Source organism: Cellulosimicrobium funkei, from assembly GCF_001019615.1.
Taxonomy (GTDB): domain Bacteria; phylum Actinomycetota; class Actinomycetes; order Actinomycetales; family Cellulomonadaceae; genus Cellulosimicrobium; species Cellulosimicrobium cellulans_E.
In genome coordinates, this window is record NZ_JNBQ01000016.1 from 59,647 (window position 1) to 76,007 (window position 16,361).

At 71.7% G+C, this 16,361-nt stretch carries 14 protein-coding genes and 2 pseudogenes; 9 read left to right on the forward strand and 7 right to left on the reverse strand.

Features of this window, described 5'->3' with window-relative positions; all coding sequences use genetic code 11:
- Positions 1–212: 212 nt before the first annotated feature.
- On the forward strand, positions 213–848 hold the full coding sequence (locus FB00_RS12750; protein ID WP_047233286.1) for a response regulator: 636 nt from the start codon (positions 213–215) through the stop codon (positions 846–848).
- 60 nt (positions 849–908) lie between these two features.
- On the opposite strand, the gene FB00_RS12755 is transcribed toward FB00_RS12750, so the two are convergent.
- From FB00_RS12755 to FB00_RS12770, 4 genes are all read right to left on the reverse strand, one after another.
- The gene (locus tag FB00_RS12755) at positions 909–1,307 is read right to left on the reverse strand and encodes a hypothetical protein (RefSeq protein ID WP_052877646.1); all 399 of its coding nucleotides are present in this window, start codon (positions 1,305–1,307) and stop codon (positions 909–911) included.
- 295 nt (positions 1,308–1,602) lie between these two features.
- Entirely contained in the window at positions 1,603–3,198 is a 1,596-nt protein-coding gene (locus FB00_RS12760) for a GAF domain-containing sensor histidine kinase (protein WP_052877647.1), read from the reverse strand.
- A gap of 127 nt (positions 3,199–3,325) precedes the next feature.
- Complete coding sequence (locus tag FB00_RS12765) at positions 3,326–3,919, reverse strand: DoxX family membrane protein (RefSeq protein WP_047233289.1); 594 nt, start codon at positions 3,917–3,919, stop codon at positions 3,326–3,328.
- Between the two features lie 50 nt (positions 3,920–3,969).
- Positions 3,970–4,935 (reverse strand): universal stress protein, encoded by a 966-nt coding sequence (locus FB00_RS12770; RefSeq protein ID WP_047233290.1) that lies wholly within the window; start codon positions 4,933–4,935, stop codon positions 3,970–3,972.
- A 300-nt stretch (positions 4,936–5,235) separates the two neighbouring features.
- Here FB00_RS12770 and FB00_RS23115 point away from each other — a divergent pair.
- From FB00_RS23115 to FB00_RS23125, 3 genes and pseudogenes are all read left to right on the forward strand, one after another.
- Positions 5,236–5,517: pseudogene (locus FB00_RS23115) on the forward strand (alcohol dehydrogenase catalytic domain-containing protein); the annotation flags it as partial.
- A 370-nt stretch (positions 5,518–5,887) separates the two neighbouring features.
- Positions 5,888–5,995, forward strand: a pseudogene (locus FB00_RS23120) (alcohol dehydrogenase); the annotation flags it as partial.
- Positions 5,996–6,058: 63 nt separating this feature from the next.
- Positions 6,059–6,226 (forward strand): hypothetical protein, encoded by a 168-nt coding sequence (locus FB00_RS23125; RefSeq protein WP_331386743.1) that lies wholly within the window; start codon positions 6,059–6,061, stop codon positions 6,224–6,226.
- A 169-nt stretch (positions 6,227–6,395) separates the two neighbouring features.
- Here FB00_RS23125 and FB00_RS12780 read toward each other — a convergent pair whose 3' ends face one another.
- Complete coding sequence (locus tag FB00_RS12780) at positions 6,396–7,373, reverse strand: Acg family FMN-binding oxidoreductase (RefSeq protein ID WP_047233291.1); 978 nt, start codon at positions 7,371–7,373, stop codon at positions 6,396–6,398.
- 307 nt (positions 7,374–7,680) lie between these two features.
- Between FB00_RS12780 and FB00_RS12785 the strand changes: the two genes are divergently transcribed.
- Positions 7,681–8,649, forward strand: coding sequence for an Acg family FMN-binding oxidoreductase (locus FB00_RS12785; RefSeq protein ID WP_047233292.1), 969 nt, complete (start codon positions 7,681–7,683; stop codon positions 8,647–8,649).
- Between the two features lie 47 nt (positions 8,650–8,696).
- On the opposite strand, the gene FB00_RS12790 is transcribed toward FB00_RS12785, so the two are convergent.
- A complete protein-coding gene (locus FB00_RS12790) occupies positions 8,697–11,333 on the reverse strand; it encodes a cation-translocating P-type ATPase (protein ID WP_047233293.1) in 2,637 nt (878 codons plus the stop codon).
- Positions 11,334–11,504: 171 nt separating this feature from the next.
- Here FB00_RS12790 and FB00_RS21165 point away from each other — a divergent pair, with 171 nt between their 5' ends.
- From FB00_RS21165 to FB00_RS12805, 3 genes are read left to right on the forward strand one after another with little or no spacing between them, the layout of a single operon-like run.
- Positions 11,505–12,395: a universal stress protein gene (locus FB00_RS21165; protein ID WP_082141275.1), complete on the forward strand. Its 891-nt coding sequence runs from the start codon at positions 11,505–11,507 to the stop codon at positions 12,393–12,395.
- Positions 12,396–12,407: 12 nt separating this feature from the next.
- Positions 12,408–13,283, forward strand: coding sequence for a universal stress protein (locus tag FB00_RS12800; RefSeq protein ID WP_047233294.1), 876 nt, complete (start codon positions 12,408–12,410; stop codon positions 13,281–13,283).
- Positions 13,284–13,292: 9 nt separating this feature from the next.
- On the forward strand, positions 13,293–14,282 hold the full coding sequence (locus tag FB00_RS12805; RefSeq protein ID WP_047233295.1) for a zinc-dependent alcohol dehydrogenase family protein: 990 nt from the start codon (positions 13,293–13,295) through the stop codon (positions 14,280–14,282).
- Here the strand turns inward: FB00_RS12805 and FB00_RS23240 are convergent.
- Positions 14,198–15,367, reverse strand: a complete 1,170-nt coding sequence (locus FB00_RS23240) for a universal stress protein (protein WP_082141276.1) — start codon at positions 15,365–15,367, stop codon at positions 14,198–14,200. The genes FB00_RS12805 and FB00_RS23240 overlap by 85 nt on opposite strands.
- Before the next feature lie 174 nt (positions 15,368–15,541).
- Here FB00_RS23240 and FB00_RS12815 point away from each other — a divergent pair.
- The coding region (locus FB00_RS12815) for an HAD-IC family P-type ATPase (RefSeq protein WP_331386744.1) at positions 15,542–16,361 on the forward strand (820 nt) is incomplete at its 3' end.

Here is a 16,361-nt window from a genome sequence, read left to right on the forward strand (position 1 = left end):
CTGTGATCGTTTGTGGACCGGTTCGCTGTCTCGTTCTCAGGCTCACGCCGGTCGCGATCGCGACGTAGGGGAGAAGGTCACACCTGGCGGTAGTCCTCCGGCGGCACGGGACGTGATTGCTCCGAGCGACGGGAGTCGCCCACCCCGCGACGCCTACCGTCCTCGCCCTCCGAGGAGTGGAAGGACCTCAGGAGCGGGAGTACAACAGAACGATGGAGCAGGTGCGCGTGTACCTTCTTGACGATCACGAGGTTGTGCGGCGGGGCCTCAAGGGTCTGCTCGTGGCCGAGGACGGGCTCGAGATCGTCGGCGAGTCGGGCACGGCACGAACGGCCATCCGAGAGATACCTCAGCTGCGTCCTGACGTCGCGGTGCTCGACGTGCGCCTGCCCGATGGTTCAGGGATCGAGGTCTGCCGGGAGCTGCACGCTTCGGCGCCGGACGTCCGGTCCTTGATCCTGACGTCGTACGACGACGACGAGGCGCTCTTCTCGGCGATCATGGCGGGTGCGTCGGGATACCTGCTCAAGGTCATCACCGGATCGGACGTGGTGGATGCCGTGCGGAGGGTGGCCGCAGGCCAGTCCTTGATCGACCCCGCGCTGACCTCGCGCGTCCTCGAGCGGCTACGAGCCGGCCCGGCTCAGGAGCCGGCGTTGGCGGCACTGAGCGAGCAGGAGCTCAACGTCCTGACGGCGATCGCCGAGGGACTGACGAACCGCCAGATCGCGAGCAAGCTGTTCCTGTCCGAGAAGACGGTGAAGAACTACGTCTCCAACATCCTGACGAAGCTCGATCTCGAGTCCCGGACCCAGGCGGCGGTGCTGGCCACGAGGCTCCTCGGATAGCGTCTCGGGTGAGCTGCCTCGGTCCGCGAAGGCCCGGGCGAGCCATCAGGGCGCTGGCCGTCAGCGGGGCACCGGCCCAGGTCTGTCGGCATCCGTCGTGGTGGGCCGTAGGAGTCGCACCGTCGAGACGATCATGGCGATCACGCTCCCCAGGACGCCGAGCGCCAGCATGACGCGAACCACGAGCGTCCAGTCGAAGCCCTCCTCGGGAAAGCTGAACGGGAAGACGCGCCACAACGTCACGAGGGCGACGACCCCCACGCCGGTGACGATGACGTCACCGAGCGCGCGCAGCCACGGCGGGTCGGCCAGGACGTACACCGTGTTGGCGGCGATGCCCGCGACCAGGGTGGCGTTCACGGCCGGGAGCACCTCGACGAGCTCGGTCGTGAGGAACGGCACCACCTGCCATCCTGGCCAGACGTGGATGAAGACCAGCAGTGCCGCGTCGATCAGCACGGCGACGACGTAGCCGCCGCGACGCGCAGAGAGGGAAGGTCGGCCCCCTTGCCGCGGCACGGTGCTGTCGTCGCTCCTCGATCGGCTCATCACCCGAGTCCTTCCCTGGTGCTCAGCGAGCAGTCCCAGAGCCGTCCGGCTCCGACGTACGCCGGGAGGCTGGGCTCTGACGCTCCACTACCACTCAAGCGGGAGCAAGGGCCGCCGGGCTAGGGCCGTTCCGGCGGGTTCGAGGCAGTCGAACGGACGAAGCACGAGGGTCGAGGGTCGTGCTGCGGTGGCGGACGTGCCCACGCTAGTGCGGTTCCTCGGCGTGGGGTTGTCGGAATGGGACGCGCCAGGTCAGGACGCTTCCCTGCGGCTCGCGTGCGCGGATGTCCACCTGCCCGCCCAGCTCACCGGCTCGGTCGGCGAGGTTGAGCAAGCCGCCGTGAGCCACACCGCCTTGGGGTCCGATGCCGTCGTCGCTGATGGTGCACACGAGCTCTTCGGTGCGGACCGTCACGTCGACCCAGACGTGCTCGGCGACCGCGTGGCGTGCTGCGTTGGACAGACCCTCCCGCAGCACCGCCAGGACGTGGTGGTGGATCTCGGCATCGACGAGGGTGTCGAGCGGCCCGTCGACCTTGAGCGCGGGAGCCCTGCCGAGGACGTGGGCGTACTCGACGACGAGGTCGTGCACCTTGGAGCGCAGGGAGTGCTGGCGCTCCTGGGCCGGTCGCAGATCGACGATGGAGCGGCGAATCTCGCGGATGGTGGCGTCGATGTCTCCCAGGACTGTGGTCAGGGGCTCGCGGACGGTGTCCGGGCTCTTCTGGGTGATGGCCTGGACCTGGAGCCCGAGCGCGAACAGGCGCTGGATGATGACGTCGTGCAGGTCGCGGGCGATCCGGTTGCGTTCCGCCATGACGGCGAGCTGTTGCTGGATGGCGCGGGTGTGGTGTCGTTCGAGCACGAGTGAGGCCTGGTTGGCGAAGTTGGTGATGAAGTCGGTGTCGGCGCTGAGATTCTCGGCGTAGCGGCGCCGGGGCAGGACGACGACGAGCGCACCTCGGGTGACGGAGTCGATCGCCAGCCGCGTCATGATGGCGCCTCCGTCGGGCAGGTCGGCCCAGCGGGTGCGGTCGGTCGCCATGGCGAGCATGGCGGGCTGGTGAATCTCCTGCAGGATCTGGTCCGGGTCGTCGGCGCGACCCCCGACTGCTGCGCGGACGGTGAACCGTCCTCCTGCGCCCGGCGCGATCGCGAGGGCCGTGGTGGCGTCGGCGCCTTGCAGCGCTCGTCGCAGCACGGCTTCGAGCGCTTGGCGCGGCTCGGTAGCGCGAAGGACGTCGGGCTGCATCGCTGCCGTGGCTTCGAGCCATCGTGCCCGCCGTTCGGTCGTCATGAGGAGCTTGGCGTGCTCGATGGCGAGACCGGCCAGACCCGCTAGCGCGGTCACGGCTTCCTCGTCGTCGGCGGTGAACGCGGGACCGGTGGACTTGTCAGTGAGGTAGAGATTGCCGAAGACGCGGCCGCGGACCTTGACGGGCACGCCGAGGAACGTCGTCATCGGTGGATGCCCGGGCGGGAAGCCGGACGAGGACGGGTGACTGGTCAGGTCTTCGAGGCGCAAGGCTTCGTGGTGGGTGATGAGGTGACCCAGGAGTCCGCGCCCGGTGGGTAGGTGGCCGATGCGTTCGCGCTCGGACCGACTCATGCCTTCGGCGATGAACTCGATGAGCTGACGGCGTGAGCGTCCGATGACCCCGAGCGCCCCGTAGCGTGCGCCGGACAGCGTGCAGGCTGCGCGCACCACGCCGGCGAGCAGGTCGCGCAGGTCGAAGTCGGTCGAGATGCCGCTGACGGCCTGCAGTATCGCTTCCTGCACCTCGACCGAGGTCCGGTCCACGCCTTCGAGGATATTGCGGCGCTGCGGCGTTGACGAGAGGGCAGGGGAGAGGCCCGCCGGGCAGGGGGCCCGTCGAGCCTCATGATGGACGGTGCACGCTGGTCGGCGCGGCGCGATGTGCGCGGCACTAGGTGAGGGCGGGCCAACGCTGGACCAGTCGGGTGTTCTGCCACCATGTGCCCAGCCCGAGCGTGCGCCCGGAGTTGCCCAGGGCCAGGGCGACGAGCACGAGGGCGTAGATCAGGTGGTCGTCCATGAAGGGGTTGTTCGCGGGCGGCAGGACGGCCGTCCACATCAGGACCAGCATGATTGCGCCGGCGACGGCTGCGATCCGCATCCCGATGCCGAGGATGAGTGCGAGCCCGATGCCCAGCAGCCCGACCATGAAGATCCAGTCGACCCACGCCTGTCCGGCGAGCCCTTGGTAGAAGTTGGCAAAGGGGCCGCTGGTGGCGTTGCCGAGGAACCCCGCCGTGGGCTGGCCGCCGTTGACCCAGGCGTCTTCCGAGAGGGTCTCGTGGCCGAGGCCGAAGGCCTTGTCGAGGAACGCCCACAGGAACACCCAGCCGAGGGCGATACGGATGACGGCGCCGACATACCTCAGCGCGACCTGCGCCTGCGTCTCGACGACTACCGTCTCGCGTTCGACCGCGGTGCTCGGTGCAGCGGTGGGGGCCGAGCTGGGCTGAGAGGCTCGGCGCGGCTCGTGGATGGTGCTCATCGTTCTTCTCCTTGGTGCGTGCCGTCCTGGCCGGGCGGCGTGGGTGAGGGTCAGGTGTCGATGACGTCGGCAGGTTCCGGCACGCGGGCCGGGGACGGCAGCGGGGCCTCGTCGTGTGCTTCGGCGGGGCGGGGTGCGGGGACGACCTCGACCGGGCAGTGCGCGTGGTGCAGTACGGCCCGGGTCACGCTTCCGAGCACGGCTGCGACGAGAGCCGATGGGCGGGTGCCGTGGCCGTGACGGCCCAGGATCAGCACGTCGGCGTCCTTGGAGTGGCGGACGAGGGTGTCGGTGACGTCGGCGTACTCCAACCACCTCTCGAACGACACGGACGGGTGGGTCGAGGAGGCCTCCTCGACCAGGCGGTCGATCACCTCCGAGGTGTGACCTCGCCACTCGTCCTGGACCGACCACTCGTCGATCAGGTAGCTGTAGAACGGGTCGAGGCGCCAGCAGTGCACGATCTCCAGACGTGCGGAGCGCTCGGCCGCGATCGTGAAGGCGCGGTCGAGGACGTGCGGGGAGATCTCCGTCCCGTCGACGGCCGCGACGACGATGCCGTGCTCTCGGTCTGCGTCGAAGTCGCGCGGCACGCTCAGCACCGGGCACGAGGCGCGTGCGGCCACACCGAAGGTGGTGCTGCCGGTGAAGATGCGCTCCATCAGCGCCGGGGACCGGTGGCCCAGGACGATGAGACGCGCGTGCTCCCCGGCGGCGGCAAGGACGTCGACCGCCGGGCCCAGGGCCGCCTGGACCCGGACGGACACGCGACTGCTGGACAGCTCCTCGACGACCGTCTGCGCCTCGGCAAGAAGCTCGTGGCCGACGTCGACGAGGGTGTCGCTCGTCAGGAGCGGCCACATCGGTGCCAGCGGCACGATCTCGTGGATGGCGTTGACCAGCCACAGGTAGCAGCCCTGGCGTTCGGCTTCGCGTACGGCGTATCGCAGGGCGTGCGAGGCCTCCGGGGACCCGTCGATCCCGACGACGATCGGCCAGTCCGACGTGGTTCTCATGATGATCCTCCCGACACGGTGGTTCGCGCTTTCTCCCACGTTCCGTCACGGATCCGACCAGGGACTAGTGCCGTGGTGCTCTCGGGTGGGTGAGCACTTCGGCTGGTGGGCGCGGGCCCTGCGGACAGCGGGAGTGGGCCGGGGTGCCGAACGGCCCCACCCGCCAAGGGGCATCTGGTCCTACCAAGCCTGCGGGTGGCAGTGCTGACGTGGAGGGAGAGCGAGCGGGGGCGAGAAGAGGAGGTAGAGATCATGAAGGCTCTGGTGTTCGACGGCCCCGGCCGCCGCGCGTGGCGAGACATGCCCGACCCAGTCGTGCAGGACCCGCACGACGCCCTGGTGCACGTGGACGCGGTGACCATCTGCGGCACCGACCTGCACATTCTCAAGGGAGACGTCCCGACGGTCGACGCCGGGCGCGTGCTCGGCCACGAGGCCGTGGGCACGGTCACCGCGGTCGGCGGCGCCGTGAGCACGCTGCGAGAAGGGGACCGCGTGCTGGTCTCCTGCATCACCGCCTGCGGCCGCTGCGTCTACTGCCGTCAAGGCCGCTTCGGCCAGTGCCTCGGTGGTGGCGGCTGGATCCTGGGACACAGGATCGACGGGACCCAGGCCGAGACGGTCCGCGTGCCCTTCGCTGAGCTGTCCACGCACCGGCTGGACGACACGATCGACGACGAGCAGGCACTGATGCTCGCCGACATCCTCCCCACCGCCTACGAGGTCGGCGTCCTCGCCGGTGCGGTCCGCCCCGGAGACAGCGTCGTCGTCGTCGGCGCCGGACCCATCGGGCTCGCCGCGACCCTGACCGCCAGGCTCTTCTCCCCGAGCGCCGTCATCGTGGTCGACCTCGCTGCCGAACGCCTGGCCGCGGCGCAGCGCGCCGGCGCCACCCACACCCTCGACGCGCGCGCCGACGTGGTCGCCCAGGTGCGCGACCCTCACCGGCGGCCTGGGCGCCGATGTCGCCATCGAGGCCGTCGGGACGCCCGGCACGTTCGAGCTCTGCGTCGAGACCGTGCGCCCGGGCGGACACGTCGCGAACGTCGGCGTGCACGGAGCACCCGCGACGTTGCACCTGGAGCGTGACTGGATCCGAGACCTGACCATCACCACCGGTCTCGTGGACACGTTCACCACCCCGACGCTGCTCGCCATGGTGAAGAACGGGCAGCTACCGGTCGAGCAGCTCGTCACACACCGGTTCGCGCTCGACGACATCGACCGTGCCTACGACGTGTTCGGGCACGCGGCGGACACCGGCGCTCTCAAGGTCGTCGTCACCGCCTGACGAGCTGCGCGGCCAGCCGTTGCGGACCTGTCTTCCGTCGCGCTGACACCGAGGTGATCCTCGCCGAGGACGAGGCGGGGCAGCGTCGTCCGTGCGAAGGACGGAGCACGAGTACGGGACGCTCTCCTGCGACGACCATCAGTCGTCAGGTCGTCAGGTCGTCAGGTCGTCAGGCGGGTGGTGGGCCGTCGCTCGTGGGGGCGAGGATCTGCTCGACCGAACGCCGCGGGCTGTACCGGCGCAGCGTGCTGTATCCCATCCGCGCGAGCATCTGCGGGAAGCCGTCGAGGCTCAGTGCCTCGCGGAGCTCGTGACGCGTCGTCGGGTTCTCGAGCACCGTCGTGGCGAAGGAGGCCCGCACGAAGTAGGTCGTCGCGACCAGGAGCATGCGCTCGGTCGCCTGGCCCGCGGCGATCCAGTCGCGCGGGTCGTCGCGCGGGGACGAGAGCACCGCCAGGGTGGAGCGACGCTCGAACGCGGCGTGCCCCGTGCTGAGGGAGAAGCGGCGGACCGGCGCCTGGTCCTCACCCGCCCTGGAGGGGCCGAGCAGCTCGCGCGGGATGCCGTCCTCGCGCTCAGGACCGGTAGCCGTCCACGCGAGCTCTTCCTCGCGGGCCACGTCGTCCTCGGCCGCGAGGTCCTCGGCGCGACGCACGAGGTCGAGCACGTGTCCGCGTGCCGGGTCCGAGGGCTGGACGAGACGAAGCGCGCACCCCTCCTCGTGGGCCGCCGTCTGGATCTCCTGCAGCACGTCGGCGTCCAGCGGCTGGTCCTCGAACGGTTCACGTGAGGTCGAACGGCGCCCGATGGCCAGGGACAGCTCGAGCTCGTCCATGTCGGGACCCAGCGCGGGGATCAGGGTCACGGTCGCGACCAGCAGCTCGTCGTCCGGATCTGGCAAGACACGGACCTGGGCTGTCAGAGACTCGCGGCGGGCTGCGACGCGTGCGTTGAGCACGAAGGCTCCGCAGCTGATGAACATCTCCCGACGTCGAGGATCGGTGTGACGCAGCCAGCGGGAGGGGTCCGCGTGGACCGTGATCGTGTCGCCGGTCGTGCGCACCTGCCAGGGTTGGGTGTTGTGCACGCTGGGGGCGCGTACCGCCGCGGCGAGGATCCTCTCGACCCGTGAGTCCAAGACGTCCATGACCGGCTCCTCCCGGTACTCGCCGATGCGGCGTGATGAGTTCCTCGGCGGCTCATCGCCGCGCGAGCTGCTCGTACCTCCAGCAGACGACGACAGAGTGACCCGGCACCAGGGTGGAACGGATCGGGGCCTGTGGCCGTTCGGCCCGGCAGCGGGGTGCGTGAGGCGAGCGGGCGTCCGGCATGTCGAACCGTCCGGCGCCCGGTGACGGGTCGTTCGGCCCTACCGCCGGGCAGCGGCGGCGCCGAGCGTGGGAGGTGGCGTCGTCGTGCGGGGCGCCGCCTGGCCTGACGAGCGGGGTGGGGACATGGACAGCCGAGGCAGGAGGATCGATCGGGTCCTGACGGCCGGGACGCGCGCCCCGAGCCTGCTCAACAGCCAGCCCTGGTCCGTGGACTGCGATGGCGCAGTCCTGCAGGTCCGGGCCGACCCTGCCCGCAAGATCCACGAGATCGATCCCAGCGGGCGAGAGATGTTCATCAGCTGCGGAGCCTTCTTGATGAACATTCGCGTCGCGGCCGAGCACGAGGGGTTCGACGCCGCCGTCCGGTTGCTGCCCGACCGGGACGACGAGCTGCTCGTCGCGACCGTGACCTTGGGCCCTGGGGTCGTCGCGACGGTCGACGAGCCCGGGATGTTCGCCGCGATCCTCTCCCGCCACACCCTGCGAGGCGACGCCCGGGGACGCGTGCCGGAGGTCGAGGTGCTGCAGGAGCTGCGTCGAGCGGTGCGCCGTGAGCAGGCGGACGTCGTCTTCCTCGGAGCCGGCGACATCAGCTCGGGACACCTCGTGGGTGAGATGCGCCGTGCGGAAGCCGCTGCCTCGACGTCCTCGGTCGCGCTGGAGACCGACCGGAGCTGGATGGGTGTGCCCTACGGGCGCCCTGACGGGGTGCCCGCGGACGTGATGCTCGCCGGCTATGCGGACCCGATCACCGACGTCCACCATGCGACGCGTGACGAGACGAGCGGGGCCCGGACGTTCGAGGGCCGGCAGCATCTGGCGATCCTCACCACGGTGGGCGACGGACCGTACAACTGGCTCGTCGCCGGGCAGGCGCTCGAGCGCATGCTCCTGGTCGCGGCGACGCACGACGTGCAGGCTGCGTTCGCCACCCGGGCCCTGGAGAACCCCACGACGCGGCGCGGGATCGAGACCGCCTACTGCCCGGACGCCAGCGCCCAGATGCTCCTGCGGCTGGCCCGCGGCGCGCCCGGACCGCACACCCCACGCAGGGATGTCGACGACGTCGTCACGCGCGTCGCCAGGGCGTAGCCGGTCCCCGTGGTTGCTCTCTCCGAGCCCGCCGAGGGAGGCATGCGTCACCCCCGCCGGGGCCGTCGGCGCGCGCGCCATGCCTTGTCGAGGGCGTCGGCGGTGAGCAGGACCCCAGCCGAGCCGAGCGCCAGCGCCCACCCCAGGGGCTCGGGGGCAGCCTGTCCCAGCACGCGTGCGACCGGCGGGACGAGCACGAGCGTCAGGGAGATGGCGAGGGAGATCGGTACGGCGGCGACGAGCAGCCGGTTGGTCGTCCATCCCAGCGATCCCGGCCGCCTGGTCGAGCTGCGGCACGCGAAGGCGTTCGCCGCCTGGGACAGCACGACGCTGAGGAACGCCGCCCCCGAGGCAGCGGCGAGGACGGCAGCGCCGACCGGCTCGCCGTACCTCCACCCCTGGGACCACAGGCACACGGTGAACGTGAGCAGGGCTGCCGCTGCGGACACCGGGCCCAACAGTGCGAACGCACGGCGAAGGACGGTGCCGTTGAGCAGCCGCCCGGCGGCGGGCGGGTCGGTCAGCAGGTGCCGGGCGGGTGGCTCGGCGCCCAGTGCGACGGCGGAGACGGTGTCGGTACCGATGTCGATCGCGAGGATCTGCAGGATGCCGAGCGCGAGCGGGAACTGTCCGCCGGTGAGCGCCCAGACCACGAACGGCATGAGCTCGGCGACGTTGTCGGTGAGGTGGTAGGTGATGAAGCGCCGGATGTTGACGTAGGTCGCACGCCCTTGTTCTATGCCTGCCACGATGGAGGCGAACCGGTCGTCGAGCAGGACGACGTCCGCGGCCTCACGGGCCACGTCGGTGCCGGAGAGTCCCATGGCGACACCGACGTCGGCCTCGTGCAGGGCCGGCGCGTCGTTGACCCCGTCTCCCGTCATCGCGACGACCTCGCCCTGGGCCCGAAGGGCGTGCGCCACGCGCAGCTTGTCCTCGGGTGCCAGGCGCGCCACGACCACACCAGAACGAGCGAACACTGCCGCGAGCTCCGCGTCGCCCTGAGGCAGGTCGGCGCCGACCAGCACGGGATCCTGCGCACCCCGGAGCCCGACCTGGTCGGCGATGCTCTTCGCCGTCTGCGGGTGGTCGCCGGTGAGCATCGCGACCCTGACCCCGGCCCGCCGACACTCCTGCAGCGCGTGGGCGGCGTCCTCGCGCGGAGGATCCTCGAGCGACAGGACGCCCCCCAAGGTCAGCCCGGCCTCGGCGTCCCCGGGCCCCTCGGGAAGCCGGACCGCTGGGCGGGAAGCGACCGCCAGGACGCGCAGCCCGTTGGCGGCCCCCCGCTCCGCCTCCCGGTGGGCGGCGGCCAGCATCTCCGGTGGGTCGGTACACATCGGAAGCACCGACTCGGGCGCACCCTTGACGAAGACACGGCCGCCGCCAGGGCTGTCCACGTAGGTGGACGTTCGGCGTCGGCGAGCGTCGAACGCGTACCTGGTCGCGGCCTGCAGGGCGGCTCGGTCCTGGTCCACGTCCACGCCGAGGCGCCGGGCGAGCACGTCGATCGCGACGTCGATACGGTCCCCGTGCGGGACCCATCGCCCTTCGGAGAGCTGTGCGAACCCGACCGAGGCCGCCGCCGCGGACCGCGCTGTCGCGACGACTGCCTCGCGCGCCTGGAAGGGGCACGCGACCTGCCCGTCGGGGCGGTATCCGGGCGCAGCACAGGTTGCCGCCCCCTCGGGGGTCCAGACCCGGACGACGGTCATCTCGTTCTGGGTGAGCGTGCCGGTCTTGTCGGTGCACACCAGGGTGACCGACCCGAGGGTCTCCACGGCTTCGAGGTGACGCACGAGGACCTTGCGGTCGGCCATGCGCTCGGCTCCCCACGCGAGTGCCAGGGTCACGGTCGGCAGCAGCCCCTCGGGTACCAGGGCCACGACGACACCGATCCCCAGCACGTAGGCGTCAGAGAGCTCTCGACCGACCGCCCAGGACACCAGGGCGAAGCATGCTCCGGCGCACAGTGCCGCGACGGCGATCGTGCGCACCGTGCGGTGCAGCTCGTGGGCGAGCGGTGTGACGGGGTCGGGTACGTCCGCCGTCAAGTGCGAGATCCGCGCGATCGCGGTCTGCGCCCCGATGGCGTCCACGCGTGCGTCCGCGGACCCCTCCACGACGAACGACCCGGCGACGACCGCGCTCCCACGGGACCGGGTGACCGGCTCGCTCTCGCCGGTGACCAGCGACATGTCCACCAGGAGAACCCCTGCTCCCGTGACGGTGGCGTCGGCGGGGACGCGGTCGCCGGCACGCAGGCACACGATGTCGCCGACGACGACCTCGCTCGTCGACACACCGAGCTCGCGTCCGTCGCGGCGGACGATGATCCGCGAGGGCAGCAGCGCACGCAGGCGCTCTGCCGCCCGACCCGCTCGCGCTTCCTGCAAGAAGGCGAACACCGCGTTGAGCACCACGACGATCGCGATCGCGACGGCGAGCTCGAGGATCCCTGCGAGCCAGGCCAGCCCCGCCGCGCACCACAGCACGACGGCGAACACGCTGCTCAGCTGGGCGAGCAGGCGCCGCGGCGCGGAGGGTCCCCGGACCTGAGGCAACGCGTTGGGCCCGTGGCGCGCCAGCTCGCGCGCCGCGTGCTCGTCCGACAGGCCGCGGGCGACGGGTTCACGTGCTTCGGTCGGGCTCGAGCCGGCCGGGCGGTCCTCAGAACTGCCCATGCTCCATCACAGGTCTCCTGCCGCTCGCGGGCCAAGAGCCGAACGGCCCCGGCACCCGGCGGCGGACCGCGGACGACACCAGGGCCCAAAGTCACCGGTGGTACCGGGTATCCCGCACCTGGTCGCTCCCGCCCGCCGGTGGTGCGCTGAGAGGTGAGGAGATGATCAACGATGAGCGACACATGGTCACGAGGGGTGGTCGTCGGCATCGACGGGTCGCCCGAGGCGTTTCACGCGTTCGACTGGGCGGTCGCGGTGGCGGACCGGCACCATGCGCGCCTGCGCGCCGTGCACGCCCAGTCGGTCCCGGTCGGCCCGATCGTGCCCGTCCCGGCGTACATCCCTGAGGCGCTCGACGCCGAGGTCGACGCCATCCTGCGCCGGGCCCTGGGCAGAGCCAATCCCCGCCCACCCGGCGCGACGGACATCGAAGCCACGGTGAGCATCGGTCCTGCCGCCGCCGTGCTCGTGGAGTTCTCGCGCGATGCCGACCTCGTCGTCGTCGGGCAGCGCGGCTCGGGCGAGGACCAGGGCGGTCTGGGGTCGGTCTCGGCAGCGACCGCGGCGCGCGCCCACGGCCCGATCGCGATCATCCCGACCACGGCTCGCGGGCTCGCCCCGGACCGGATCGTGGTCGGCGTCGACCTCGACGACGACCCCACCCCAGCACTCGAGGTGGCGTTCGCCGAGGCGCGCAGCTGCACCCGTCCCGTCGAGATCGTGCACGCGATCGAGCCGGCGACACAGGTCGCACAGGCCGCCGGTGCCGGCGAAGAACCCGAGATCCACGCTGAGCTCAAGGAGCTGACCGCCCGCTGGTCCGACCGCTACCCCGACGTCACCTGCCATGCCACGGCCCGCCCCGGCGACCCCGCGACCGTCCTGCTCGACCAGGTCACCGCCTTCGACCTGCTCGTGCTCGGCGGACGCCACCACCCCCGTGCTGTCGGGCGGCTGCTCGGCTCCGTGCCGGACAAGGTCGTGGTGAACGCACCGTGCGCTCTGGTCATCGCCCACACCCGCAAGCTCGCCGACACCAACCAGCACGGGCAGCGCGACTAGGACACGAGGGAGATGAGCACGATGTCAGGCAACGACATCGTCGTCGGGGTCGACGGTTCACCAGCGAGCCTGCACGCAGCCCTGTGGGCCGCACGGACCGCGGCACGCCACGGACAGGACGTCACCCTGCTCAGTGCTGTCGACGACAGCGACGTCCGGCCGTCACGGCGCGCGGAGGAGCTCGCGTCCCGGACGGCGCACGCCCGCGACGTGCTGCGCACCACGACCGCGCACCTCGACCACGTCTACCCCGGTCACCCGTACCTGCACACCGAGATCGCGCCGGGCGACGTTGCCGCAGCGGTCCGAGACCGCGTCGGGGCCGCCCCGATGGTCGTGGTCGGACGCAACGTCCAGCACATCGAGCGCTCCACCCTGGGCGCGACCGCGACCAGGCTGGCTCTCGCGGGCCGCGGCGTCACGGTCGTGGTGCTCGCCATAGCCATCACGGACACGCCTCACCACGTCGTGCTCGCGCTGTCCGACGAGGACCGTCAGGACGACCTCGTCCGGTACGCGGTCGAGGAAGCACGGCTCGCGGGCTGCCCGCTGCGTGTCGTCCACGCCGTCCAGACGCCGGCCCTCGTCCACGCGCTCTACGAGGACTGGGGGGCAGGGGAGCCCTGGAAGTCCGTCGCGACCTCGCGCATCAGCGCCATGGTGACCCCCGTCGCGGCTCGCGCGGGCGTCCATACCTTCCTCTACGTCGCCGAGGGACCCGTCGCCGACAAGGTCCTGTCTCAGGTCTCGACCAAGGACGTCCTCGTCGTCGGCGGGCGCCACCATCATCCCGCCACCGCCCGTGCGCTGGGATCGGTCGCCGACCGGCTGCTGCGACGGTCCCCCGGGACGGTCATCGTGGTGCACCCCTCCCGACGCGACCGCTGAGAGCACCCCATGAGGGCATGGAGAGCCGGGGAGCACCCGGGCGAGCTGCGCCTGGTCGACGAGCATGCCCCGGTCCCCGCATCGCACGAGGTGTCCGTCTCGGTCGAAGCCTGCGGGGTGTGTCGCACCGACCTGCACGTCATCGACCAGGAGCTGCCCGTCCACCGGCCCGGCGTGGTCCCCGGGCACCAGGTGGTCGGAACCGTCGCGCGGGCCGGGGCAGAAGTCCACCACCTGCGCCCCGGCGATCGCGTCGGCGTCGCCTGGCTCCACCAGACGTGCGGGCAGTGCAGCTGGTGCCGGACCGGCCGGGAGAACCTGTGCCCCGATTCCCGGTACACCGGATGGGACGTCGACGGAGGCTTCAGCGAGTACGTCACCGCACCGGCGGCGTACGTCTATCCGCTCCCTGACGAGGCGGACGCGCCCGCCACCGCGCCCTTGCTGTGCGCCGGGATCATCGGCTACCGAGCGCTGACCCGAGCCAACCTCCCACCCGGCGGCAACCTCGGCATCTACGGCTTCGGGTCCAGCGCCCACATCACCGCGCAGATCGCCATCGCCTCCGGCGCACGCGTCTTCGCCATGACCCGCGGCGAAGCGAACCGTGACCTCGCACGGCACCTCGGAGCCACGTTCGTCACCGACGCGACAGGTGCACCGTCCGAGCCGCTGGACGCTGCCATCGTCTTCGCCCCCGCAGGCGAGCTCGTCCCGGTCGCGCTGTCTGCCACCACGCGCGGCGGAACCGTGGTCCTTGCCGGCATCCACATGAGTGACGTACCGGTCCTCGACTACCACCATCACCTCTTCAACGAACGCGACCTGCGCACGGTCACGGCCAACACCAGGGCGGACGGCGCGGCGCTGCTGCGCCTCGCCGCGGCGCTGCGCATCACCCCGACCGTCACGACCTACCCCCTCGACCAGGCACCCGACGCGCTCGAGGAGCTACGCTCCGGGCGCGCGAGCGGCTCGCTCGTCCTCGTGCCCGGCTGAGCTCTGGTTCCCGACCGACCCGAGCGCACGCTCCCGTCTGCGATCCCCAGGGGGACCGACCGAGACGGACGTCCGGTTCGCCTCTCGCCAGCCGCGAATTCAGCGCCGGCGGAATCCCGGCGCTCTACGCGCGCCGAGCCACGGCCGGCCACGAGCACCGGACACCCCACATTCCGAAGAACCGTCGCCAGGACCGGCACAGCGCCCTTCGACCCCGACCCAGCCGGCGACCCGAGGACCAGGATGTCCTCGGGGCCGACCTGGCCGGCGAGCTGGGACGCGGCGCACCCGGAGAGGACGAGCATCCCCCGATCTACCCCGTACCGGTCGGCGCACCGCTCGGCCACCGACCACAGCTGGGAGAAGGCGGACCATCTCCACCAGCGCAGGTAGCCGCACCCGTCCGCCGCCTGGAGCGCACCCACGTGCTCGAGCACGTGCACGACGATCACGGCGTGCGACTCGTTCGCCGCCGCGAACGCCACCTCGATCGCCGGTGCGTCGTCGGCGCCGGCCACGCCGACGACCACGCGGCCATCCAGATGCGAGGGACACCCCCGCGGGACGACTGCCACGGCACTCCGGGCACGGCGAGCGACCCGCGTGCTCACCGAGGCCTGGGGGCGCGACGTCGGAGGTCCGGCAGGCCGGGCGGTCCCACTGCGGCCGAGGACGAGCAGGTCGGCCGCACGCGAGCTCGCGAGCAGCGACGGGAGGAGCATCCCGCGCACCACGGACGTCGACACGTCGTGCAGGCCCGGACGAGACCCGGCCAGGACGTCCATGGCCAGGTCCAGGACGCGGCCCGCGCGGTAGCCCTCGTCGAACAGATCGTGCCGCTCGTCGTGGCCCGAGGGTTCGAGGACGAACTGCACGTGCAGCGCGCTCCCGTGCCGGTCGGCGGCGTCGGCCGCCCACTCCAGGGCGTGGATGCTGCCTGGGCTGCCGTCGAACCCGACGACGACCCCTCGGCTCCATTCTGCGGGCATCGGGTCCTCCCACCGCCATGGAAGCGGACCTGCCGACCCGACCGCCAGGGCCGCTCTGCCTTTTCGGCCGCCATCCGGCCGCCATCCGGCCGCCATCGGGCCCCGGGCGCGACCGCCGGAGCGACGCCGCGTCGACGTCGCGCCCCACGGTCCAAGGCCCTGTGCCGACGAGTCGTTCGCCCCTGTGGCGGACGCCCCGGGTCGAGCTACTGCTGGGATATGACTCGTCCTCGCCGATACCTGGCGCGGGCCGTCCGTCGCTACCCCTGGGTGACGGCCACGGTGGCCGTGGGCGGCCTCGCAGGGCTGCTCGAGCTGGCGGGTCCGGCGGGCTCCGCGCAGCTCGTGATCTCGTCGTTCGCGGCGGCGGTCGTCGTGGTCACCGCGCGCGGCATGGTGGCCGATCTCCGTGCCGGCCTGTACGGCGTCGACATGCTGGCGGTCCTCGCGGTCTCCGCGACGGTGCTGGTCGGAGAGTACTGGGCCGCTCTCGTGGTGTGCCTCATGCTCTCGGGTGGCGAGGCGCTCGAGGACTACGCGAACGGGCGGGCCCGGCGCGAGCTGTCGAACCTGCTCGCCGCGGCGCCGCGTGTCGCCCACCGGGCCGCACCGGACGGCGCGCTCACCGACGTCCCAGTCGGCGACGTGCGCCCCGGCGACGAGGTGTGGGTACGGCCGGGCGAGGTCGTCCCGGTGGACAGCGTCCTGCTCAGCGAGGCAGCGGTGCTCGACGAGTCGTCCCTGTCCGGCGAGTCGCTCCCCGTCGAGCACCGACGGGGGGACACGGTTCTGTCCGGCTCGGTCAACGGCGGCGGTGCGGCGCGCGTGCGGGCGACCGCGACGGCTGCAGGGTCGCAGTACCAGGCGATCGTCGAGCTGGTGAAGCAGGCGCAGGCGTCCAGAGCGCCGTTCGTACGGCTCGCCGACCGCGTGGCGGTGCCGTTCACGGCGGTAGCCCTCGTGCTCGCTGGCGCGGCGTGGGCGCTCAGCGGTGAGGCGGCGCGCTTCGCGGAGGTGCTCGTGGTCGCCACTCCGTGCCCGTTGATCATCGCCGCCCCGGTCGCCTTCATGTCCGGCATGTCGCGCGCCG